The sequence below is a fragment of the Vibrio sp. 2092 genome (assembly GCF_033339635.1).
In the GTDB taxonomy this organism is placed as follows: Bacteria; Pseudomonadota; Gammaproteobacteria; order Enterobacterales; family Vibrionaceae; genus Vibrio; species Vibrio alginolyticus.
The window spans coordinates 14,822-38,704 of the sequence record NZ_JAWOUY010000018.1; the positions used below are offsets into that span (position 1 = coordinate 14,822).

Consider the following 23,883-nt stretch of genomic DNA (forward strand, 5'->3'; position numbering starts at 1 on the left):
GACGCCAGCGGCCAAGTGTTTGGAAGGCGAGCCATCATAGAGTCAGTAGAGAGAGATACTTTTGGAAATCAATAGTATTATGATTGGTACAAATGAGTTGTAGCTCCATATTTTAAAGGGGGATTTCAGAGAAATGAAGAATAAGAAGGTAATAACTTTGATAATGGCCGCAGCCGCATCATGCTCGTCAGTCTACGCCGCGACATTACCGACCAGTGAGGTAGACGCATACATACTTGCGATGAACACCATGTCACCTATCACTGCAAAGTACACCATCCAGTACAAGCAAGCGGTTGAGCAGAAATGCAATACAGCCCTGAGCGTTGAGCAGCTCAACTCAAAGGCATTCACCAATGTTGTCCAGGCAATGGTGAGTAGTGAGACCGTCGATAGAATGGGGCTTGATGCTGCTGGTGGATCACTCCAGGATACCCTGTCTGTGATCGGCAAGAACGTCACATGCAGTGACCTGAACGCGCCATTTAAAGCACTCTTGGATGATAAGGACTTCACCAGAAAGCATCAGCACCTATCGAAGGTGCTGCATACTTGGAATGAAGTTGTTTCTCAAAGCAAACCCTGAGTAACAAAAAGGAGCCTAACTGGCTCCTTTTTTAATGGGGATGATGTTACGTTCGTGGACGTTATTTTCACTCGGGATATGTAACGTTGAAAAAGGCGTACCGACAAGAGAGTGGTCACATAGCTCTCCATAATAGATGAGCGACAAAATCTCTTGCTCGTTGATTTTTCCCACCTTAAAAAGGTAATTGATTATTGCTGTATCCAGTAGGTCGTGACACCCATTAAGCAGATCCACGATATTGGCCGCAGCTTCATTTTCCTCTCCGTCATCTCGACCGGCTAATACTGATTCAACCCAAGCCTCAAGGCTCGGATGTCCCTCAGCGAGCTCTATTTGACGGCACTCGTTCTCGATCAACCCTGTGATTGCTTCGTTGAGCGTTCCGCCATAAGTCGGCATGTTGAGAACAACTCCAAATCCGGGGATTTCTTTTTGGATTGGCTTCGCATCCTTGGGAGCTGATTTCAGCCACAGGAAAAACCAGATCCCAGAGCTTATGTCTTCCGGCTTGACCTGGTTGGCCGCAAGGAATTTGGAAACCTCGTTACAGATGATGCCATCTGGCGCTGCCATCTCGTAAATACCCGCCATCAGATCTTCAAGGCTCTTATACATATTATCTCTCGCACCTGTACATGATGTTTTCACTATCGTTGTTAAGCGTTTTTTCAGCAAGTATGTTCCAGCGAGACATCTTATACCATTCCATCTAAATCTGTAAAATTACCGTATTACCGTAATTATGATAATTACGGTAAATAAATTTAAGTTCTTCTTGCTGTTGTTCTACTTATTAAAATGTATCTTTGAAAAAGTAGAGTTTTTGGAATAGGATAGGTGGTGCTGAATGCCCACTTTTTACAAGGAGCGCGACCAGTGATTTTTGATGTAAGAGCGACCTTTGAAGTGGCACTCCAGACGGACACCCACCTGGTACTTATCGATCTGGATCAGGGAGCATCAGTTACGAACGATGCTGATGCAGTGATCGCCTGGTTGGCCGCAAACCTCGAAGGTGGAATTGGAAAACGTAAGGTGTACTACCGGGACACCGATGGACGCTTTGATGAGCTCAAGGTTAATGCCGGTGCTTTTGCCGGATTTGCACCTTGTAGCGAAGGCCAGCAGACCACCTTGGCTGGGATGCTCGGCCAGTAACTTTGTGTGGAGAACTCGATGTTAAACAAAAACAAATTTGAGAAAGTTTTAAAGAGAATCCTCGATAAGAACTTTGAGCGCTGCTCTATTTGCAGGAAACCATTCCCTGGACCGTGCCATACTTTTGCTGGTTTGGATTCGGACAATAAAGTTCAGAACGTAGGTTCTTGCTGTCGGACCAGTATTGTGGACTTGCGGCATGGAGGTGTGTATACGACCGCTCCTGTAGATACTCAAGAGGGGCAAAGTCAGGCGCATGAGCTACTCGCAACACATCCTTGTAAGGGGATGATGGGGCATGCTTAGCAAAAAAGTCTTTTTCATTAGTCAAGCGGAGGCCGAAAGACTGGAGCCGGTTCCCGGTGCGGCCATGATCTCCATAACTGACCCAGACAAGTCCCCTGCCGCTCTCGGACAGTGGGGGCAGTTGTACCGCGATAGCTTCTATGACGGCGGCTATTCTGAGAACACCATCCACACGATGAAGGCAGCGTTCCGGATGAATTACGCCTCTTACATTGACTCATCCCAGGCTGAAAAGCTGTCCACCTTCCTGGATGGATTGGTTGGTAGCGGTATCGATCAGATCTTCGTTCATTGCTATTACGGAGAATCCAGAAGTGGCGCGGTAGCGCTGTACCTCCAGAACAAACATGGATTCACTCCGAATAAGCCGATCACCAAGCCCAACCGAACAGTTTACGAATTGCTGTGCAATCCAACCAAGTTTGAACCACTGATGCAAAGCTACGAAACGCAACATATGGAGGAGGAACTACCTCTTCACCTCAAAATATGGGATTTTCTTCTCGTTGCGGTCGGGCTTAGGAGGTGACTTTGCACGACACAAACAATGACAAGGAAGAGCTAGTTTCACATGCGAAAGTAAATGTTCCGGCAGAACAAAGCATTCGCGGTGAACTGTTGCCGTCATCGAGCTCGCTCCGGAACATCCAGGACAACCCCGCCGTCGCCTATCTGGTGAGCCTCGGGTCAAAGCGAAGCAGGCAGACCATGAGCTCATTCCTCAACATTGTCGCCAAGATGATCGGGTTTCAGAACCTTCGTGACTGTGCATGGAGCTCAATGAGGCGGCACCACATATTGGCGGTGCTGGAAATGCTGGGGGATGCAGGGAAGGCTCCGGCAACGATCAACACCTACCTGTCAGCGCTCAAAGGGGTGGCTCTTGAAGCCTGGACGATGAAGCAAATTGATACGGATAGCTTCCAGCACATTAAGCAAGTCCGTTCAGTACGTGGATCTCGACTTCCTAAAGGGCGGGCACTTGAACGCCATGAGATTCGCAGCCTCTTTTTCACATGTGAAAGTGATTCAAGCGCCAAAGGGCTTCGGGATGCGGCCATTCTCGGGGTGCTCCTCGGGTGTGGCTTGCGCCGCTCGGAAATCGTTGCGCTGGACATGGGAAGCATGATCTACAAGGACCGCGCTCTCAAGGTTCTTGGCAAGGGCAACAAAGAGAGAATGGCGTATGTGCCTGGTGGCGCATGGAAAAGACTGGATAAGTGGGTTGAAGAGGTTCGAGGAACGCATGAAGGGCCTTTATTCCCGAGGATCAGGCGGTTTGATGATGTGACTGGAGAGCGGATGTCGGATCAGGCCATCTACCACATCTTGGAGACCAGAAGAGTTGAAGCCGGTCTGGAGATGTTTGCGCCCCATGACCTGCGACGCACCTTTGCCTCCTCGATGCTGGATAACGGTGAGGATATTGTGACCGTGAAGGACGCAATGGGCCACTCAAGCATTGCAACTACCCAGAAATATGACAGACGCGGCGATGAGCGTTTGAAGAGAGCGAGCCAACGCCTCGATATAGCGGATTAACAGCATGAATGATGAAGAACTCGAACTTGCCAGAGCCGAAGCCATGAAAGCCGATAGGTGCTTTTCAAAAGGACGGCTCAGGGACGAATTTCGGATGAAGCCTAAGCCAGGAGTAGAGCCAGTTTCGTTCTACAAAAACGGGTATGGTGGCCAATTTGGAGTGTACCGGATAGCAGATTGCCAACCAATGCGGAGAAGGGGTTGTTCACCGGCATCACAAAAGCAAATAAGGGCGCAATCCATCCTTTCGGTCAAGGCAAGAATGCGTAGCAACCTGGCAAAGGCCTCTGTCATGGCACAAAGGTGGGTCGCTCTGGAACCTCTGGTTCTCGATACCGAGACGACCGGACTTGGTGAAAGAGACCAGGTGATCGAGCTGGCTGTTACTGACATCAGAGGCGCGGTTCTCCTCTGCACCAGATTACGGCCAACCGTGGAAATAGACCCTCAGGCAATGGGTGTTCATGGCATCACCGAGACTGAGCTGTCGAATGAGCCTACGTGGACTCAAGTTGCGCCAGCTCTCGCCCGGCTTTTGTCGGGCCGTCATCTGGTGATATTTAACTCCAGTTTCGACAGTAGGATGTTGAGGCAAACAGCCAGTGCATTTGGAGACCAACTCTCTTGGTGGCAAGAGCAGAACTGTCTGTGCGCGATGAAGCTGGCGGCTGATGCCTTTGGCTCAACCAACCGGCACGGCACAATCTCACTTGCGGATGCCACCTGCGAGGCAGGTGTGAGCTGGAAAGGTCGAGCCCATTCAGCAGCGACCGACGCTATTGCCACCGCCGACTTGGTGACAGAGATAGCCAAAGTCCAACGTGACCTCGTGGTCCAGCTCCAGGAGCTTCAAAGCAAAGGTAATTTGGAATGACAGAACAATCCTACGGCGAAAGCCTCAAATTTTTCTCAGACTGGCAGAAGGACCCCGCGAAACGCACCGGCCTGAATGTGCAACACACGCTAACCAGAGGTGAATATCCTACGGTCAGCATCGAGATTGCGCCGATCAGGGCATCGGGGTCCAGCCCAGACTGGAAAAGCAAGATCACGGTGCAGCTCACTCGCGGCGAACTGACGGCGTTTTGCAGCGTTCTCTTTGGTTTGCGTAGCAAGGCTGAGGGTTCCTATCACGGCGACGCGAAGAATAAGAGCTTTGCGGTTTACAACAACGGCAAGGCCGGTGTTGCGATCATCCTTAGTGAGCGAGGAAACCAGCTCCAGAATTTCATCAATGATGACGACCGAATGGAGCTCGCAGTCTTCGCAGTTCGCCAGCTTTCCAACGCATGGAAAGTTACCCCTTCTGATGCCATCGCGCTGCTACGCCAATCAGCGTGGATGGACCGAAATTTGTCCTAATCGAGCAAATCTAGGCACCCTAAAAGTCGTCCTATAACCACAAAGTTAGACCATCATGCAAAGTGGGGTATAGAGGGTGCCAGCCCCACCCCAGCAGTCCCCCTCAGCCACATTTCTGGCTTGCCCCGCGCTTTTCTTCTTTCTCTCTTTTTCTCTCTCTTTCTCAATCTAATCTCACACACGAAGGTCAAACAGGGCACCCGCCGACGCGAAGCGGAGGCGTATTCTTGCCCCTCCCCCTCATTGCATGATGGTCTAAATCTGTCTACTATGTAACCAATGAACTGTTAGAACAAACCCACACATAGGCGGCAGCATGGCTAAAAACTTCATATCAGAACAATTCTCGGCCATGTGCCGCGACTTAACGAACCTGTCCTCTCTTATCAAACGACTACCGCCACGGTACGCAAAAGTTGCGGCCATCCCTCCTACCGGAAAAGGAATGGAGAACGAGCCCGTCAACAAGATTGTCGTAACTGAACAAACTGGGCGCGAAGCTCTTGAGCTGGCAGCGCACAGCTACAGAGATCTTCACATCAACCCAGACTATTCGCAGAAGTCTGCCAGGCGCACCGTGGGGGTACTCTGGTTCTCCCCTTCCAGGATTGGTGTAGCTGACGAAATTGCGGCGACGGTTGAACGCATCAACGCGGCCAAAGCTGGTATCGAGGAGTTCATTATCTCGACGTACCCCACCAGGCAAGAGAGGTTTGAAGCACTTCGAGCGGACTGCCCTGGTGTCATGACTCTCCACCTTTACAGACAAATTCGGTGCTATACCAATGGCGACATCGACTCTATCCGCTTCACCTGGCAACGGAAGGACTCCTTGAAGAAGCCCGTAAAAGAGGAGCTTTTGCAACGCATCAGAGAGGAGCTGGAGCGATCTGGGCCAGACTATCAACTTCCCCTGGAGCAGCTTATCCAGAAGATCGCCAGCACCCCGGAGCCTTATCTCCGGGAGCGAAGGGAAGTAAAGGTTCAACCGGTGGCAAACGTCATGGCCGCAGGGGTACTCAAAACCGTTACCGCGCCAATGCCCCTGATCGTGCTCCAGGATAAGGATGTTCAGCTCAAATTGCTTCGTAACTTTGACGCCTCAGAACAACGCAAAACTCGATCTGATAAAGCGGCATCGGAAATCCTTGGCACCTTCGGTGGAGTCACTATCGAATCCTTCCCTGGATGAATCAGCGTGACCGCGTAACAAGGCTTTTCCGCAGCCGGAAGGGCTTTGTCCCACACAAACAATTCCAATCGACAGCAGCATGATATATAATTATGATAATTACCGTATTATCGTAATTATCGTAAACATTACAAATTAAAAGGAACGTTCTCATGGCAAGAAAATTGGTTGAGTTTGACGATGTAGCGGCTGCGGCCCAAAAGCTCAAGGACGCCGGTAAACGCCCAACGGTCATCGCTATCAGAGACATCATTGGCAAGGGGAGCTTTACCACCATTTCAACGTATCTCAAACAGTGGTCAGAGGAACACTCCCTCGATGAAGAGCTGGTAGAGGTAGTCCTTCCAGAATCGGTTATGAGCGATGCTGAGCTCTTCCTACAGAAGATCTATACGGTAGCCAAAGCAAGCGCCGATGAACAGCTTGAGCGCGAGCGTGAACTGCTACGACAGAAAGAAATTGAGTACCAGGAAGATATGCAGCAAGCCGTGGACATGGCAAATGATGCCACCGAACGGGCTGAGCTACTGGAAGAACAACTTGAAGCTCTCACCAACAAAAAATCAGAGCTCGATGCGGCCCTTGGTAAGGCAGAAAACTCGCTATCCCTCAAGTCTGCGGAGCTAGAACGCTCACTGGCTGACATTGATAAGCTGGAAAAGCGGATCGTTGAGTTGGAGGGCAAGCTGGAGGCGAAAGCCGCAGATCTGACCCGAGCACAGGATCACCTGGAGCAAGCTAAAAGCGAAAATCGCTCTTTGAGCCAAAAATTGGCAACTACAGAGGGTGAGTTGGAGGAGCAAAAAGGCAAGAGTATAGAGCAGACAGAAAAGCTCCGGGCCGCTCAGGAACAAAAAACATCGTTGAAAGAGCAGCTCGAAAATGTACAGGCCAAACTGGCCCAATCACAGGACTCCCTTGCCACAGCCAAAGCTCATGGCGAATCCGCTGAACGAGAGTGCCAGCGCCTATCTGGAGAGGTAGAAAAGCTGGACGCCAAATTATCCAGCGCCGAAGCAGAAGCTCGCGCTCTTGTTCAAGACAAAGGCATGATGGCTGGTCAGTTGCAGGAAAAAGACCAGCAGGCCAAGAGCCTCGAACAAAGACTCAATGATGCACTGACCAAAATTTCTGGGTTGGAGCAAGAGCTCGCTAAAGCTGGTAAGGGAGGGAAAAAGAAAGAGGAAAACTGATGGCGCGAAAGGCTAAATATTCAGAAGAGTGGCGACACAGAGCTGCGGCTCTTCAAACCAAGATTGAGGAGGCTATGACACTAGCCACCTCATCTATTGGCGACTATCGCTGGTTACACCGTCTCCATAGTTGGGTTACGGAGGTGGCTCAAGGTAAAGCCCCAGACTGGTGGACAGATCTGGATTGTGAAGTATCCCTCCCCCGAGAAGAAAAGCGGATCAGTACGTTCCTCTCGACACAAAAGAAGCGCATCACTCTCCAGATGTGTTTGTCGTAGGGGGCCTCATGAAACAACTTCCTCCTGACACACCAGAACAATCACTGATCACTCAGTACAAAGGGCCTCGCCTTGTCGTTAAGGCCTACGCTGGAACGGGTAAAACCACGACACTGGTGAAGTACGCCCACAACAACCTCGATTCACGTATCCTCTACTTGGCATACAACAGGGCTATCCGCGACGAGGCAAGAGAAAAGTTTCCTGCAAACGTAGACTGCAAAACGTCCCACCAGCTTGCCTACGCCACTATAGGAAGGGGCTACCAGCACAAACTCTCCGGCAACCTAAGGCTCACCGATATTGCCCAAGCGGTGAATACCAAGAACTGGACGTTTGCCAAAGATATTCTCGATACGCTCAACGCCTTTATGTGTAGTGCAGACATGCGGATTCTTTATACGCATTTTGCTCGCGCCGATACGGGTAAAGTGCTTACGTCCAAACAGGAGAGATACCAAATCCAGGTGGTCGAAGGTGCTGAGCTCATATGGAAACGGATGACAAACGTTCAAGATCCGTTCCCGACCGTACACGATTGCTACCTCAAACAGTATCAGCTCGGGATGCCGAATCTGTCTCGCCGGTACACCACCATTCTTTTTGATGAGGCACAAGACGCTAACCCCGTAACAAGTAGCATCGTCCTACAGCAGAACTGCAAGGTAATCCTGGTTGGAGATCGCCACCAGCAGATCTATAGGTTCAGAGGCGCAAACAACGCCCTTGATAGCAAAGAGCTCATGAACGCCGACCAACTCTATCTCACTCATAGCTTCCGCTTTGGCCCCAACGTTTCGCTGGTGGCAAACGCCCTTCTTGAACTCAAAGGTGAAACACGACCTGTTGTTGGCCGGGGACCAGCAGATCAGGTACTCATGTTTTTACCAGGTGACGTGGGCCACCGCGCAATACTTCACCGAACCGTCATGGGGGTTATAGAGACGGCGCTCTCTGCGACCGAATCCGGAGCGCAGGTATTCTGGGTCGGTGGAATCGACGCTTACCAGATCAATGAGCTCCAGGATTTGTACTGGTTTTCGATGGCAGAGCCAGACCGGGTAAAGAATAAGAAACTGCTTGATGAGTATGAAGACTACTTCGAGTATCAAGAAGTAGCGAAGGCGACCAAAGACCCTGAGATGATGAGGGCTGTCAAGATCATCAACAGCTACGATGAAATCCCTGAACGACTCACCACTCTACGACGCAATACAGTCAAAGAAGAGTTTGGGGCTGACATTACGGTCTCAACAGCTCATCGGTGCAAAGGGTTGGAGTGGGACTTTGTTCAGCTCTATGACGACTTTCCGGATGTCCTGGACCCAGAGCTCGACCCAATGGCCCGTGACGATGAAATAAACCTGCTCTACTGGTTAATTGCATTTACTTTACCACCTCATTGCAACCGCTCCTTACCACGTGTTGCAAATTAATCGCACCACCACTTTCACGGAAAGTACCACTTCGTCGGAGCGTGGCTTTGTGCCAAAAGCGGCGATTACAATTCCTTCTTGTTAATGGTCTTCTTTCGGCTATAGAGCCGACATTCTTGATAACTCTGCTCAGTTTCATCGTTTCTAATAATTAACTATTGAGATTAAGGCGAACATATGCGGATGAACATATCGACTAGAAAGTACCTATTCGAGCTGCATCCGCACTGTTGAATTTAACTAAGTTCAACGTCCAAGTTTCAGTAACTTTGGCGAAAAGAAGCCACTTACACTGACTAATCCGCCTAAAATCCCCGCTACAAGAAAAATAGCTCTGACATCAAAAATTTCTCCCAGAGGTGTTATCAGCAACAACCCAATGGGAGCCGCAAGGCTCATCATCGAGTTCATAATGGACAAAACACGCCCTTGAAGATAATTTGGGATGATGGTCTGCAACAATGCCGTCAGAGGCGCACTACCGAAAACAAAACACACACCACTGATGACCCACCACGCAACGGCAACGCCAAATAGGCTGGATGGAACCAGTGCCGTTAATGCGACGGCAAAACAAGACGTAGCAAACCCTGCCAGAATCCAGTAAATAGGGGTTTTTAATTGCATAGCAGCAACAGCTAAGCCACCCAAGACCATCCCTACACCCGACAAGCCCTCCATCAAAGCCACTTGATTAGCGCCGCCGCCAAAATATTGTTTAACCAACAGCGGTAATAATGTAAATGACGGCATAATCACAAGCACCGTCGTCGCCAGCAGCAGGAATAATCGGGCTAGTCCCGGCGTGTTGCGAATGGTATCAATACCTTCTTTGAACTCACTGACCATACTTGTATCAGCCTTACGGACTGCACGACTCTGAGGAATTGCGAATATCAACAGTGGTATCACAGCACAAAGTGCAGTGAACACATCTATAGATAGGGCCCAGCCGATTGGCATGACACTTATAGCAAGGGCCCCCAGCGGCGCTGCAATGACCACTGTCATGCTTTGTAAAGCCTGATTAAGTCCAGCGGCTCGCATCAAGAAACTTTTGGGGACTAGCATATATGTGCTCGCCGCCGCAGCTGGTGCCTGAAATGCTTGCATCGCACTGCGGATCCCCAACATCACCCAGATATGCCATATTTCGATACTTTCGGTATTAAACAGCACGATGAGCACCACCATGCATATCGCGCTGACAACATCAGGAATGATCATCAAAAGTCGGCGGCTGTAACGGTCTGCAAGTACTCCACCCAGAGGACTAAGCAAGGCTTGTGGCAGTAAAGCCACAATACCTGCAATAGCCAACGCACTGACACTGCCGGTGGTATCCGTGATCCACCATAGCAGCACAAACTGAGTCAGGGCCGATCCACACAGAGAAAGCGCCTGCCCAATAAAAATAGCCCAAAACCTTAACGGCCAATCGGGACCGGGGTCACTTTGACCACATGTATCGCGGTCAGAAAGATCCCGAGTAGGTTCAGACGCTGCCTGATTCAACATGATACTTAGTGTACTCCCGTCTCTGCTTTATTTAAAAAGGAGCCACCAAGGGCTTTATACAAAGCCACATAGTTCGCGAGCTCCGCACCACGCAAATCAATCAGAACCTGACGTTCGGCATAAAGTTGACGTTGTGCATCAAGTAGTTCTAAGCGGCCATCAACACCTGCTCGGTATCTAAGCAGGGATAACTCCGCTCGTTTAGACGCGCTACTTACGGCTCTCTTTTGTGCCATTATTTGCAGTCCAAAAGTCTCCAAACCGCTTAATCCGTCAGCCACATCTTTGAATGCCGTCTGGATGGTCTGTTCATAAGATATGACGGCTCCGGATTTTCGGATCTCCGCCAAGCGGAGTTCCGATTTCAACTTACCAGCATTAAATATCGGTATATTAATTTGCGGGGCAAAACTCCAAACCCGGCTGTCACTATCAAACAGATTCTTCACTTCTGAACTGCTATAACCTGTTGAAGCCGTCAGCGAAATCCGTGGAAAAAATGCAGCCCGAGCTGCGCCAATATCTGCATTTGCAGCTTTCAGATTTAACTCGGCTTGTACTACATCTGGACGATTAAGGATTAATTCTGACGTTAAGTTGGCAGGCATCACCTGAAGTGGCTGAGTTTCTAACACTGACTGTTTTGATAAACCTTCAGGTAGTGTTTTTCCTATCAACAGCTGAAGAGCATTGTTAGATAGGGCCAGCACACGCAGCCGGGCCTGCAAATCAGCTTCAGCACTCGCAACCTGTCCTTCGGCTTGCGCAACATCTAAGCCACTGCTTTGTTCAGCGGCTCTCAGTTGGCGAGCTAACAGCAGTGAATGCTCCCAATCAGCCAAAGTCTGCTGTGCAAGCAAAAGTTGCTCTTGAGCAAGCAACTGTGCGTGATACGCATCTGCAACCGCACTTATTAAAACCAACTCTGCTGATTTTTGCCCCTGTTCCGTTGCAAGATACCGGTAAAAGGCTGCTTCACTCATTGAGCGTGCATAACCGAACAAGTCTATTTCAAAAGCGCTCGTCCCCAAGCCAACTCCGTGTTCAGAGGTTGTACTTACACCTCCGGTATCATTCTCTCCACGCTGGCGAGTTCCGCTGATTGTGGCATCAACAGAGGGCAACATATATGAACGCTGGATACCATACTGAGCCTTTGCAGCGGCCACGTTTAAAGTAGCCAGCCGCAAGTCTTTGTTATTTTCCAGCGCTAAACCAATTAACTGCTGCAACCTTGGCTCTTTGAACACAGATTGCCAAGACAAATCCACTGCCGATTTTTGCGACACGTTTTCGGTATTTAGCTGGTTGTAGTTCAGCGTATCTACTGGTGGCCTCTGATAATCGGGTGCCAGTGTGCATCCGGTTAGCAAAGATGCGCAAAGCAGGCTAAAAATATTTAACTTCATTACACCGACTCCTCGTTGCTCGCTTGAGGTTTGCTAGTTGCTTTCTTGCGGGATGCAGAAAAACGCTCTTGGATACTCATGACAAGTACGAAGAATACCGGAACGAAGTAAATTGCAAGCACTGTGGCTGTGACCATTCCTCCAAAGACACCAACACCGATAGCTGCCTGTGTTTCTGCACTTGCACCAGAAGCGAAAACTAGTGGCAATACACCAAGACCAAATGCAAGTGACGTCATCAGGATGGGTCTTAATCGCAGTCTGGAAGCTGTCACCGCTGCGTCAATTAACCCATGACCTTCTTCACGAAGCTGCTTCGCAAACTCGACAATCAAAACAGCGTTTTTGGCCGATAAGCCAATAACGGTGATCATACCAACTTTGAAGAACACGTCATTTGACATTCCAAGCAGCAATACCGAACCTACAGCGCCGAGCAGGCCTAATGGCACCACCAGCATTACTGAAACCGGAATAGCCCAGCTTTCATATAAGGCTGCAAGTACCAAAAATACGACTAACATCGAAAGAGCCATGAGCATTGGCGCTTGAGAGGCTGACTGCCTTTCTTGCAAAGACTGTCCTGTCCAAGCGATATCAAAACCCGGAGGAAGCTGAGCTGCGAGGCGCTCCATTTCGTCCATCGCCTCGCCACTTGAGAATGTCGGAGCAGCACCACCGGCGATTCTGACCGAGGGTAGTCCTTGAAAACGCATCAATTGTAATGGTGTCGCCCCCCATTTAGGTGTAACGACTTCTGATAGAGCAACCATGCCACCACTGACATTTCGGACACGTAATTTCAGAATGTCTTCAATCTGCATCCGAGATTTTGAGTCAGCCTGAATAATGACTTGTTGCATCCGCCCACGGTTAGGGAAATCATTGATGTAACTCGACCCCATTGCCGTGGAGAGCATATCGCTGATTGCAGCAAAGGACACACCCAAAGCCTCTGCTTTCTGCCGGTCAATATGAAGAGTGATCCCAGTACCCGCAGGAAGACTGTCGGCATAGACCCCGGTAACAATTTTACTGTTGTTAGCGAGCTCTAACAGCTTGGCTTGTGCAGCTTGAAGGGCTTCATACCCCTGATTACTGCGGTCGATCAAGCGCATAGAAAAGCCTGATGAATTGCCTAACTCGTCAATAGCAGGTGGCATGATACTGAACACCAATCCTTCACCAGCGGTTTCGGCCATGGTCATGTAGGCGTAGTAGACTTCCTCCCACGCATTTGCACCATTTCGTTCATCCCAGTCCTTCAGCATGGTAAAACTAACCGCTGCATTGGTGCCAGAGCCAGACAAGCCGTAACCTAGGATCGATATATTCGATTTAATACCCGGTCTTGTTGCTACGTACTCTTCAAAAGATTTCACCACCGCAGAGGTGCGTTCAGTGGTTGCATCTGAAGGCAGTAAAAAGCTGGTAATGAAATAACCCTGATCTTCTTCAGGCAAAAAGGCTGACGGTAATTTACCAAAAGAGTACACCAGCATGCCGACCAGCAGCGCAAACATCAGCATTACCCGACCAATCCGCTTGGTCAGTTTGCTGACTCTCACACCATAGCGATCTGTCATCCGGTCGAACCGACGATTAAACCAACCGAAAAATCCCGTTTTCTCGGCATGGCCATGGCTGATTGGCTTTAACAATGTGGCGCACAGAGCAGGCGTGAAAGTTAATGCTAAAAAGGCAGAGAATAAAATAGAGATGGCCATTGAGAGCGTGAATTGTTGATAAATCACGCCAACGGAACCGCTTGCTAAAGCCATTGGAATAAATACGGCGGTCAACACCAGCGTGATACCAATAATTGCCCCGGTAATTTCTTTCATTGCTTTAACGGTAGCATCACGTGGCGACAGACCCTCTTTTGCCATTAAACGCTCGACGTTTTCGACAACAACAATCGCATCATCCACGATGATACCGATAGCCAACACCATCCCGAACATCGTGAGGACATTGATAGAAAAACCGGTTAACATCATAACGGCGAATGTACCCAGCAACGCGATTGGAGCGACAATTGCTGGTATTAAGGTGTAGCGGACATTCTGCAAAAACAGGTACATTACGAGAAACACAAGAACCATCGCCTCAATTAACGTATGAGCGACTTTCTCAATCGAAATTTTTGCAAATGGCGCAGTATCGAAGGGAACTGAATAACTCATCCCAACGGGCATCGTCTGCTGAAGCAACTGCATGCGCTCTTTAACACGCTCAGAGGTCAGTACTGCGTTCGCGCCGGGCGCAAGTTGTATAGCAGCTGCTGTTGCTGTTTTTCCGTCTTCTCGCGTCAGAAATGCGTAAGATTGAGCACCTAACTCAACACGAGCAACGTCGCCCAATACCAGTTTTGCACCACTTCCCTCAGCGCGAAGCACGATGTTTGCAAATTCTTCCGGAGTTTCTAACTGACCTTTCGCCATTAATGGGATTGCAACTTTCTGTCCCGCAGGCGCTGGTTCATCGCCAAGACGGCCCGGTGCAATCTGAATATTCTGCTGAGTGATCGCATTAGAAAGATCGGCCATCGACAAGTTATAAGCAGTGAGTTTTACTGGATCGACCCAAATCCGCATCGCTTGCTCGGCACCGAACAATTGAACGCGACCAACACCTTCAATTCGGCGTAACTCTTCGATGACGTTTCTGGCCATGTAATCAGAAAGCGCCGTGCTATCGAAGCGATTGTCATCGGATTTAAGGCTGACAAGCATCAAAAAGCCCGAGGATGCAGCTTCGACAATCAGACCATTTTGTCTGACAGTTTGCGGCAAACGGGCTTCGATGGTTTTTAGTCTGTTTTGCACATCGACTTGCGCTAACTCAGGATTCACTCCGGGTTTAAAAGAAGCAGTGATAGTAGCTGCCCCTGACGTATCAGAAGATGACTCAAAATAGAGTAGATTCTTTAAGCTCGACAGTTCTCGTTCGATAAGACCGAGCACAGAATCATTCATCGTTTGGGGAGTTGCACCGGGATATACGGCTGTGATGGTCACCTGAGGCGGAGCAACTGAAGGATAGCGCTCAATCGGTAGCTGAGGTAATGCTATCAAACCAGACATGATGATAAAAAGTGCAACAACCCAAGCAAATACGGGGCGGTTAATAAAAAATTGCGGCATCTTAACTACTCCCGCTCGCCGGTTGAGGTATTACTGCTGATTGCAGTATCGACAGTTGGTTGAACTGCGTTCGACGGAGTCACTTCAGCACCTTCACTCATTCGGTCGAGGCCGCTAACAATCACCTTGTCGCCAGCCGTAATACCCTTTTCGATTCGATAGCTGCGATCAATCAACTCTCCGAGCTGAACATGGACCTGACGCACTTTATTGCCTTCAGACAGCAGCCAAACCCATGCTTCGTCTCCGGTTCTGGTTACCGCTTCCTGTGGTACGAGTAAGGCATCGTCGAAACTGGCCAGTGTGAGTCTGGCTCTTACAAACATACCGGGTAGTAACTCACGCTTTGTGTTGCTCACCAAAATACGCACCAACACATCGCCAGTTGCCTCATCAACGGTCAATCCCGAGAACAAGACTTTGCCTTTAACATCGAATGGCTTGCCACTGGCTTTTAGAATTTCAACATGCAATTCTTTTTTACCAGCCTCGGTCGCCTCTCTTAGCAAATCCAGTGATTCAGCAGGCTGGCGTACATCGACGTAAACCTCGTTGATTTGTTGTACCTTTGCCAGTGAAGTGTTGTCACTCGGACCGACCAAAGCTCCCTCAGAAACAATTGATTGCTCGATGCGACCGTTGATCGGCGAATCCACTGTTGAAAATTGTAAATCCAATTTTCGACGGGATAGCTCTGCTTTAGCCTGAGCAACCTCGGCAGCAGCCTGATCTTTGGCAGACACGGCGTCATCGTAGGTTTGCCTGCTAACGGCATCTCCTTCAACCAGCGGTTGCAAGCGTTTGACTTGAATTTGCGCTCTGCTCAGTGCAGCCTCGGCACGCATCAAAGCCGCAGCAGATGTTTCTACGTCAGCCTTAAACGGCGCTGGATTGATTTGGAAAAGTGGCTGGCCAGCATGAACCTCTGCACCTTGAACAAATAAGCGTTCTTGAATAATACCAGTGACTTGTGGTCTGATTTCGGCAACACGAACAGGCGCAACACGCCCGGTTAAATCATCGGTCAGTGCAACACGCGATGGCGTTACTTCCAGAATAGAAACTGGTGGCGGTGGTGTTGTCATATCTGGCATTTCGGGGCTACACCCTGTTAAGGTGAGCAGTAACAAAGCATGTATTACATTCAGCTGCTTAGTTGATTTCATCAAATGTCCTCTTGAGCTATAGTCCGGAATTCTGTTTACATCTCAGTGTAGACAAAGAGTGTTGGCGTTTGAGGGAGCCAATGTGGAGGAATGATGGAGAAACCGTATTTATGTCAGAAAACTTTAAAATGACGACTCTCGCTCTATCTAGCCGAGGTGAAAAAACGCTTGGTTCCCCCTTGATCCTTATTGCTGAAGATGAGGCTGATATCGCTGATATCCTCTCCGGTTACTTGCGAAGAAGTGGGTTGCGATGTGAGATTGCCGAGGATGGCCGACGAGCGCTAGACCTGCATGCAACACTAAAACCGGCACTGGTATTGCTGGATATTCAAATGCCGCAACTCAATGGCTGGCAGGTCCTATCCGAGATCAGAAATCGGGGTAATACACCTGTCATCATGCTCACCGCTATGGATCAGGATATTGATAAGTTGATGGGGTTACGGATGGGGGCTGACGATTATGTGGTGAAACCATTTAATCCTGCCGAAGTGACAGAGCGAGTGCTGGCGGTGCTTCGTCGTGTATCCCCTGAATCGCAAAAATCCAACAATCAGGTGCTCAAAGTATCCCCATTTCATATTGATTTGGAAACGTACGAGGTATTCATCGACAACCCCGATAGAAAACAAATATCGCTGACCATGACGGAGTTCAAGTTATTGGTTCAACTTGCAAAATCACCAAGAAAAGTATTTAGCCGGGCAGAGCTTCTAAGTCATTGCTTACCTGAGAGTGACGCTTTAGAAAGAACTGTCGATAGCCACATCTCTAAGCTTCGGAAAAAGCTAGAAAACCTTGGTGTAAAGGGGATCCCGTCTGGTTTAAGAGGTGCCGGTTATCGGTTATGGAGCCAAGAATGAAGTTGGTTGGTTTGAGTCGGCAAATTGCATTTTCAATGATGGCAATTGCCTTGGGGGTGATACTTTTAGTCATTTTTACTGCATATATTTTTTACTACTTTTGGGACAAATATTGGCCTGAAAATGTTCCGGTCAACAGCTTAGTGCCGACTGTGCCGGAACTATTTTGGATGCTGGGTACTACAATCGCTGGACTGGTGCTGGCCGTATGGGTTGCTTTGAGCTTATCCAAACGGATCCTCACTCCACTAAATTCACTCGCAGCCGGGATCCGAAGCCTTGCCAAAGGAGATTTGAGCGCGAGAGCTGTTGCCGATGATGAGTCTATGGGTGAAGCATCCCAGTTGGCAGCAGACTTTAATCATTTAGCTGAAAAGTTGCAAAAAATGACGGAAGAACAACGCTTCTGGAATGCGGCAATTGCTCACGAGTTACGGACACCTGTCACGATTTTACGTGGCAGGCTGCAAGGTCTTGTTGATGGTGTTTTCCAGCCGGACATAATGCAATTTAAAAGCTTATTAACTCAGGTTGAAGGGTTAAATAGGCTGATAGAGGACATGAGGGTTATCAGTTTGGCGGATAGTGGCAACCTGTATCTCAATAGAGTCAACACTGATATCAAAGATGAAATTGACTCTGCAATACAGTTCTCTGGGATTTTTTCTGACGACAGTAAATTCACGCCCTGTATCAATATCGACGCAATGATTGTTTCTTGTGATCCCGTTAGAATTAGGCAAGCAATGCTTGCGCTGCTGGACAATGCAAAAAAGTACTCTAGTTCAGGCCGGATCTATATCAGTTTGGAGAAGAAAAACCATAATTATCAGTTAAGTGTGCAAGACGAAGGTCCGGGGATCCCCCCAGATTTTCTGCCGCATATTTTTACACCATTCATGCAAGCCCCTGATAGTAAACGCAATGGCAGTGGTTTGGGGTTAGCTGTCGTCTCAGCGATTGCCAAAGCGCATGGAGGTTATGCAACCTGCACATTATCAGCTGATGGCGGCACAATTATCTCCTTGTGCTGGCCTGAGCCAGAACATATCGAATGATGTGGTCTATCAATCAACCCAAGACTAAGTTGCGCACGATGAGCTGGTTGCGTCCGCTATTTTTTGCTTGATAAAGTGCAGAATCGGCAGATTGAATAAATTTTTCAACAAATGCACTTACCTGAATTTCACGGCTGACGGACTCTGAAACAAGCTCAGTCACGCCTAAACTCACCGTCCATTTAACAGGTTGGCCATCGTCACTTAAAATTGTTGTCTCTTCTACACTACGCCTTATTCTTTCTGCCAGTTTTTCAGCCTCACTAGATTTTGTCTCAGGCATCACAATTGCGAACTCTTCACCACCGAGTCTGGCAACTAAATCATTTTTACGGGAGCTGTGAACGCACAAATCCGATAATTGCCGGATGACTCTATCACCAGTGGGATGGCCGTACGTGTCATTGATCCGCTTGAAATGATCGATATCCAGCATAATCAACGAACAACTCCGTTTAAAACTCACACTGTTCAACACCTCAAGCTTGATAAACTTGTCAAAAAATCTGCGATTAGCCGCACCTGTAAGCGGATCAGTTCTGGTTGATTTCTCAAGTGCGTTTTCTAGGATATGGCGATGATAATAACTCCATGAAAAAATGCCCATTACAAACACGGTTGCCAAACAAGACTGAAGAGATAACTGAATATACGCATCATCAGGAACATCGCCAACAATACCACCACTGCCCAGATAAAATGGGATCAGGAGTATCAAAGCTAATGAAGCAATCTGAAGGTAAAGCGAGAGGCCAAGCAAGATAAACAGTACAAAAAAAGGTGTTGTCACGATAGAGCTGATGATTGTCAGAAAGCTTATCTCGTCCATTCCCAAGATGAATGCCGATTGTAAACTGCAAATAGCAAGCGTCAGCAATATGATGAAAACTGAAACAAGATAATTATTGGTCTTCCAGAGCGCATATGCTGGTATTGCTAGCCAAAAGTAGAATGCATAATATCCAAAATGTATTTTTGATTTCTGGTCCGAGACTCCCCATTCAATCAGGTAATCGGCAAGCCCGAGAGGTATCAGTCCAATAAAAATGAGGGCGGTGTAAGATCTGTGATCATCCATCTTCTTTTGAAGATAGGAGCTGTTCATTTCCAATCGCAGAACATCGAGGATGTAACTCACAAAAGTTGACGCATCTTTTGGACTCATTTTGCTCCATCTACAGTTAAATTCTGTCTATCAAGATAACGAAGTATAATGCTGTTCTGAGGTGATTGTGGGCATAAACTGATTTTAAGGTGTCATGCCAAATGCGACGAAGACGTTAGCTCAAATCTGGTTGTGTCATCCTTAACTAATTATCACTCATTAATTACACTTTATGTACCATTCGATTGCGATACCAGCTTCCAGCCTTGACATGAGTAGAATCATCACTTTCAGAAAGTACCATTTTTTTGCATCGTGGGTTTGAGGCTAAAGTATGGATCGTCGCAATACACCAAAAGCTAACCCAAACTAAGTTAATAGTCGCTTGGTATTGTTTGATGATTCCTTCCATGCATAATAGCAGTGCGGTGCTAAATATGTGTCTACGCCTATGCCCAACCTTTTATCTATACGCTCATACAGCACTAAGTCGACCAATCACTCACATGGTTATTACCAATTAGTTCTACCATTACGTGGCGGAATTGTAATTGAGGTAGGCCAATTCAGCGGGAAAGTTGTTGCAGGTGAATGCGTTGTCGTTAGAAAACACGAAGCGCATCTTTTTAATGCTCATCCTGATGCTCTGTTTGTTGTCGCGGATATGGACAAACTTCCAGAAAATATTGAGCTTGATGGAAGTAGTGTTTTCGCAATTTCAAAATCCTTGTCTTGTTATCTGACTTTTGTAGAGGAGCAATTACAACACCAACTCAATAGTGACCTTGAATATGCGATGTTCAGTACTTTTTACCTTTTGCTCGCTGAACAAGAGCTACTGCCGAGACTGGATAATCGAATTGCCAAAGCTGTGCATCACATTCAACAGAACATACAAGAGACTTTAACTGTAAATCAGCTTGCTAAAATTGCATGTTTAAGCAGTACTCAGTTTAAACTTCTGTTCAAGAAGCAGCTTGGTTTTACTGTTCATGATTATGTTACCAAATTACGTATGGAGAAAGCACAGGCGCTCCTTAGACATACAGATTTCTCCGTTCAGCAAGTTGGTGAGATGGTGGGTTACCCAGAAAGCTCGACATTTAGTCGCAAATTCTCCCAGTATTACGGACTCTCGCCGCTGTTATCAAAAAAATAACTTGCGTCTATATCTCTAACAAATGCGTCCTTTTTGTCAATTTTTCCCAGACGGATATCTATACCATTATCTGAATTGATAGTCAGTCTATGCAGGTGATGAAGATGTTTATGACAACGCGTGCAAACGGAATGCTAGCAATTGTTATTGCGAGTTTTTTGTGGGGAACAACTGGCACTGCTGCTAGCTTTGCGCCTGATATCAGTTCTTTTGCTATTGGTGCATTTTCTATGGGATTTGGCGGTATTTTACTGTGTGTTAATGCTAGAGAGAGATTAGCTCAAGACTTATCCCGTATTCGAAAAACTCCTTTGAGCCTCATGCTAGGAAGCTTGTGTGTCGTACTTTATCCTTTGGCATTTTATACCTCTATGCGTTGGTCCGGTGTTGCTATTGGTACTGTCGTTTCGATTGCGAGTGCGCCTCTATTTGCCGCAATCATCGAACGTCTTTTTTGTAAAAAGACGTTCTCTTTGAAATGGCTATTGAGCTTTGTATTTGGTGCAAGTGGAATTGTATTGCTAAGTATAGGTAGAGCTGAAATAGATGCTCTCGAAGCAGATGAAATAACTCAGCAATTAGGAATATTCTTGGGGCTTATAGCTGGACTGACTTATGCTGGTTACTCATTTGCAGTGAAAAACATGATAAGCAAAGGAATGAACTCTAGATCTGCCATGGCTAGCTTATTTGGTATTGCAGCAATAATTTTGCTGCCATCTCTATTTATCACCGGAAAAAACCTATTTACCACCGTAGAAAATTCCATGGTTGCTATCTACATGGCTGTGGTCCCGATGTTTCTTGGTTATTTATTATACGGATTCGGCCTTCGCACCATTGATGCAAGTACTGCAACAATCATCACTTTAATTGAGCCTTTAATTGCTTCGATTCTGGCAGTATGGATTATCGGAGAGGAGTTTAAACCAATAGGTTGGATGGGCATGGGGCTTGTTTGTGTATGCCTGTTAATTCAATCTGTTAATGTAAAATTAAAACATCAAAACACTCAACTAAGAAAGGTTGGTTAAAGATTTATAATTTGGTTGTAAATATCCTTTAATCTACTGACTCCCATTTTTTATCTAAGAAAACGATCGATTGACTTAACGACCTTTCAAACTTGTGATTATGAGATAGTGCAGCCAGTGATTAAGGTGATAAATTAAGACGACGTTTTACAACTATTGATTGCGAACCTTGTCTTATGTCCGAATCGCAACTAAATACCTTACTCGCGGAAGCGATCTCATCTATAAGTTCGACACGATTTACGTTAAGTCTGATGCGATTTTTAAAGCTCCTAGGCTCCTACGATAACGCTGTGATTCTGGGATATGCAGCTGGTAAACATCCGGTATACCTATTTGATTCCCTTGAATCCAACAGACACCTGCTGTTTCAGCAGTACCTCACGAGCACTTTTCAACAAGACCCGTTTTATCACCAATTACTAACGCGCCAAGAAGGTGTTTTCAGCCTTAAGCAGGTCATCAAACAAAGGGAACATCAGGATTATTTGCATCAATTTTATTTGCAAACAGGCTGGCAGGATGAGTTATGTCTTTTGATTAACATCGGTGCAGAACGCGATGTGTTGATATTTCTCGGCGTTACCAATGAAAAGAGTCGTTTTACAGCTGACCAGCTCGTTTGTTTCAAACAACACTTTGCTGTGATCAAAGCTTTATGCCAACAACACTGGCAACATGCTGCCTTTAATTTGGCGCAATCATTCAACGAGATAGTTATCAGCCGAGCCACAATGAGAAGCTATGTGGATGAATCAATACAGACATTCGCTCAATCTGTATTGACGAAACGACAGCAACAAATTGCTAGCCTGCTGGTACAGGGTTTGGATAGCAGTGAAGTTTCAGCACAGCTTGGGCTATCAATTGGCACTGTGAAAAATTATCGCAAACAGATCTACGCTCAATTACATATCAATTCTTTAGGTGAGCTTTTCCAATTATTCCTCAATCATCTCCTGACACATGCCCCTGATTAATTTTCGAAACCATCCCTAAAGGGACATAGGCATATCAAAGTGCACTCATTAGTGTTGCCGTATTAACAGAACTAAGCGGGAAAAATTATGGATACGGCACTCTTGAGCGATTTAGAACGGCGTGGTTTGATAGCGCAATCGACAGATATCTATTCACTAAAAGTATTATTAAGCTCACCGCAAACCCTTTACTGTGGCTTTGATCCGACAGCGGGAAGCTTGCATATTGGTCACTTAGTGCCGCTATTGCTCCTGAAGAGATTTCAAGACGCCGGGCATAAAGTTATTGCTTTAATCGGCGGTGCTACAGGCCTTATCGGTGATCCAAGTTTTAAAGCCTCTGAACGCAGCCTCAACAGTACTTCGACAGTTGCGGGCTGGGTCAACGATTTATCTGTGCAAATTTTGAATTTACTACAACCACGGCTAAATCAACCTTTGCAACTTGTTAATAATGCCGATTGGATCCATCAACTGAACGTGGTCGATTTCTTTCGTGATGTAGGCAAGCATTTTTCGGTCAATAACTTACTTAACCGCGACTCAGTAAAACAACGTTTGCTGCGACCAGATCAAGGGATTTCATTTACAGAATTCAGTTACAGCTTGCTACAAGCTTTCGATTTTTCTGAACTCAATGAAAGGTATGATTGTCGCTTACAGATAGGTGGTAATGATCAGTGGGGTAATATCTTAAGTGGTATTGATTACACCCGGCGCAGAAATGGGCGTGAAGTTCATGGCTTAACTTTGCCTTTGATCACAAAATCCGACGGCACAAAGTTCGGAAAATCTGAAACCGGAACTGTTTGGCTTGATGCAGCCAAAACTTCGCCCTATGCGTTTTATCAGTTCTGGTTAAACACAGCAGATTCCGATGTCTATCGTTTTCTACGGTACTACACCTTTTTGAGCTGCGATGAAATTGACCGTATTGAAAATGAGGATAAAGCTAACCACCAGAAGCCTCAGGCCCAATATATTCTGGCGAAAGAACTGACTCAATTTGTGCATGGTGAAAACGGACTCCTGCATGCGCAACGGATCACTGAAGCCCTGTTCACAGGTAGGGTTCGGCAGCTTCAACTCAGCGAGTTAAAGCAGTTGGAACTGGATGGTTTACCAACATGGCATATAAGTAGCCATGATTTAACCGAAGCCCTGATAAAAAGTGGGTTGGCAGCGTCAAAACGTGCCGCGAGAGAATTGTTAGCAAGTGATGCGATTCGAGTCAATGGTGAAAAAGTTACGGCTGAGCAAAACGATTTGGGATTTGCGCTCTTTGACCAGTACTGGATCCTGCAAAAAGGTAAAAAACACTTTGCGTTGCTTAAACGTTAAAACAGCAAATTCAGGGCATGCATTGCAGGTCTGATCTGCATCAAT

22 protein-coding genes are annotated in these 23,883 nt (G+C 47.2%); 16 read left to right on the forward strand and 6 right to left on the reverse strand.

The window, feature by feature from the left end; translation table 11 throughout:
- Positions 1 to 163 precede the first annotated feature (163 nt).
- A complete protein-coding gene (locus tag R7P80_RS22955) occupies positions 164 to 586 on the forward strand; it encodes a hypothetical protein (protein WP_002210564.1) in 423 nt (140 codons plus the stop codon).
- A gap of 15 nt (positions 587 to 601) precedes the next feature.
- Here R7P80_RS22955 and R7P80_RS22960 read toward each other — a convergent pair whose 3' ends face one another.
- Entirely contained in the window at positions 602 to 1,264 is a 663-nt protein-coding gene (locus R7P80_RS22960; protein ID WP_015063586.1) for a hypothetical protein, read from the reverse strand.
- 201 nt (positions 1,265 to 1,465) lie between these two features.
- On the opposite strand from R7P80_RS22960, the gene R7P80_RS22965 reads away from it, so the two are divergent.
- From R7P80_RS22965 to R7P80_RS23005, 9 genes are all read left to right on the forward strand, one after another.
- Positions 1,466 to 1,747 (forward strand): hypothetical protein, encoded by a 282-nt coding sequence (locus tag R7P80_RS22965; RefSeq protein ID WP_000575657.1) that lies wholly within the window; start codon positions 1,466 to 1,468, stop codon positions 1,745 to 1,747.
- 298 nt (positions 1,748 to 2,045) lie between these two features.
- Positions 2,046 to 2,582, forward strand: a complete 537-nt coding sequence (locus tag R7P80_RS22970) for a hypothetical protein (RefSeq protein WP_000949433.1) — start codon at positions 2,046 to 2,048, stop codon at positions 2,580 to 2,582.
- Positions 2,583 to 2,584: 2 nt separating this feature from the next.
- Positions 2,585 to 3,595, forward strand: a complete 1,011-nt coding sequence (locus R7P80_RS22975) for a tyrosine-type recombinase/integrase (RefSeq protein ID WP_000543934.1) — start codon at positions 2,585 to 2,587, stop codon at positions 3,593 to 3,595.
- Between the two features lie 4 nt (positions 3,596 to 3,599).
- Complete coding sequence (locus R7P80_RS22980; protein ID WP_000997323.1) at positions 3,600 to 4,469, forward strand: 3'-5' exonuclease; 870 nt, start codon at positions 3,600 to 3,602, stop codon at positions 4,467 to 4,469.
- A complete protein-coding gene (locus R7P80_RS22985; protein WP_000139717.1) occupies positions 4,466 to 4,957 on the forward strand; it encodes a hypothetical protein in 492 nt (163 codons plus the stop codon). Before R7P80_RS22980 ends, R7P80_RS22985 begins: the two co-directional genes overlap by 4 nt.
- A gap of 316 nt (positions 4,958 to 5,273) precedes the next feature.
- A complete protein-coding gene (locus R7P80_RS22990) occupies positions 5,274 to 6,149 on the forward strand; it encodes a DNA replication terminus site-binding protein (RefSeq protein WP_001097010.1) in 876 nt (291 codons plus the stop codon).
- A 152-nt stretch (positions 6,150 to 6,301) separates the two neighbouring features.
- Positions 6,302 to 7,342 (forward strand): DNA-binding protein, encoded by a 1,041-nt coding sequence (locus R7P80_RS22995; protein WP_000101568.1) that lies wholly within the window; start codon positions 6,302 to 6,304, stop codon positions 7,340 to 7,342.
- On the forward strand, positions 7,342 to 7,620 hold the full coding sequence (locus tag R7P80_RS23000) for a hypothetical protein (RefSeq protein ID WP_000101263.1): 279 nt from the start codon (positions 7,342 to 7,344) through the stop codon (positions 7,618 to 7,620). Before R7P80_RS22995 ends, R7P80_RS23000 begins: the two co-directional genes overlap by 1 nt.
- 8 nt (positions 7,621 to 7,628) lie before the next feature.
- Positions 7,629 to 9,056 carry a UvrD-helicase domain-containing protein gene (locus R7P80_RS23005; protein ID WP_343446996.1) on the forward strand — a complete coding sequence of 476 codons (1,428 nt, stop codon included), beginning with the start codon at positions 7,629 to 7,631 and terminating at the stop codon, positions 9,054 to 9,056.
- A gap of 246 nt (positions 9,057 to 9,302) precedes the next feature.
- On the opposite strand, the gene R7P80_RS23010 is transcribed toward R7P80_RS23005, so the two are convergent.
- The 4 genes from R7P80_RS23010 to R7P80_RS23025 are packed head-to-tail and all read right to left on the reverse strand — an operon-like array spanning position 9,303 to position 16,295.
- Positions 9,303 to 10,574 (reverse strand): MFS transporter, encoded by a 1,272-nt coding sequence (locus tag R7P80_RS23010; RefSeq protein WP_065800143.1) that lies wholly within the window; start codon positions 10,572 to 10,574, stop codon positions 9,303 to 9,305.
- Between the two features lie 5 nt (positions 10,575 to 10,579).
- Positions 10,580 to 11,983: an efflux transporter outer membrane subunit gene (locus R7P80_RS23015; protein ID WP_048822810.1), complete on the reverse strand. Its 1,404-nt coding sequence runs from the start codon at positions 11,981 to 11,983 to the stop codon at positions 10,580 to 10,582.
- Positions 11,983 to 15,129 carry an efflux RND transporter permease subunit gene (locus R7P80_RS23020; RefSeq protein WP_048822809.1) on the reverse strand — a complete coding sequence of 1,049 codons (3,147 nt, stop codon included), beginning with the start codon at positions 15,127 to 15,129 and terminating at the stop codon, positions 11,983 to 11,985. Before R7P80_RS23020 ends, R7P80_RS23015 begins: the two co-directional genes overlap by 1 nt.
- A gap of 5 nt (positions 15,130 to 15,134) precedes the next feature.
- On the reverse strand, positions 15,135 to 16,295 hold the full coding sequence (locus R7P80_RS23025) for an efflux RND transporter periplasmic adaptor subunit (protein ID WP_048822808.1): 1,161 nt from the start codon (positions 16,293 to 16,295) through the stop codon (positions 15,135 to 15,137).
- Positions 16,296 to 16,405: 110 nt separating this feature from the next.
- Between R7P80_RS23025 and R7P80_RS23030 the strand changes: the two genes are divergently transcribed.
- Positions 16,406 to 17,161, forward strand: coding sequence for a response regulator (locus R7P80_RS23030; protein WP_213899778.1), 756 nt, complete (start codon positions 16,406 to 16,408; stop codon positions 17,159 to 17,161).
- Entirely contained in the window at positions 17,158 to 18,219 is a 1,062-nt protein-coding gene (locus R7P80_RS23035) for an ATP-binding protein (RefSeq protein WP_065800145.1), read from the forward strand. Before R7P80_RS23030 ends, R7P80_RS23035 begins: the two co-directional genes overlap by 4 nt.
- Before the next feature lie 13 nt (positions 18,220 to 18,232).
- Here R7P80_RS23035 and R7P80_RS23040 read toward each other — a convergent pair whose 3' ends face one another.
- Positions 18,233 to 19,384 carry a GGDEF domain-containing protein gene (locus R7P80_RS23040; RefSeq protein ID WP_048822807.1) on the reverse strand — a complete coding sequence of 384 codons (1,152 nt, stop codon included), beginning with the start codon at positions 19,382 to 19,384 and terminating at the stop codon, positions 18,233 to 18,235.
- Between the two features lie 379 nt (positions 19,385 to 19,763).
- Between R7P80_RS23040 and R7P80_RS23045 the strand changes: the two genes are divergently transcribed.
- The 4 genes from R7P80_RS23045 to tyrS all read left to right on the forward strand — a co-directional run bounded on the left by R7P80_RS23045 (position 19,764) and on the right by tyrS (position 23,838).
- The gene (locus R7P80_RS23045) at positions 19,764 to 20,483 is read left to right on the forward strand and encodes an AraC family transcriptional regulator (protein ID WP_213899779.1); all 720 of its coding nucleotides are present in this window, start codon (positions 19,764 to 19,766) and stop codon (positions 20,481 to 20,483) included.
- Positions 20,484 to 20,587: 104 nt separating this feature from the next.
- Positions 20,588 to 21,517 (forward strand): DMT family transporter, encoded by a 930-nt coding sequence (locus R7P80_RS23050; RefSeq protein WP_114139812.1) that lies wholly within the window; start codon positions 20,588 to 20,590, stop codon positions 21,515 to 21,517.
- A gap of 293 nt (positions 21,518 to 21,810) precedes the next feature.
- Positions 21,811 to 22,497 carry a LuxR C-terminal-related transcriptional regulator gene (locus R7P80_RS23055; protein WP_202681453.1) on the forward strand — a complete coding sequence of 229 codons (687 nt, stop codon included), beginning with the start codon at positions 21,811 to 21,813 and terminating at the stop codon, positions 22,495 to 22,497.
- Positions 22,498 to 22,584: 87 nt separating this feature from the next.
- Positions 22,585 to 23,838: a tyrosine--tRNA ligase gene (tyrS, locus tag R7P80_RS23060; protein ID WP_048822804.1), complete on the forward strand. Its 1,254-nt coding sequence runs from the start codon at positions 22,585 to 22,587 to the stop codon at positions 23,836 to 23,838.
- Positions 23,839 to 23,883 lie beyond the last annotated feature (45 nt).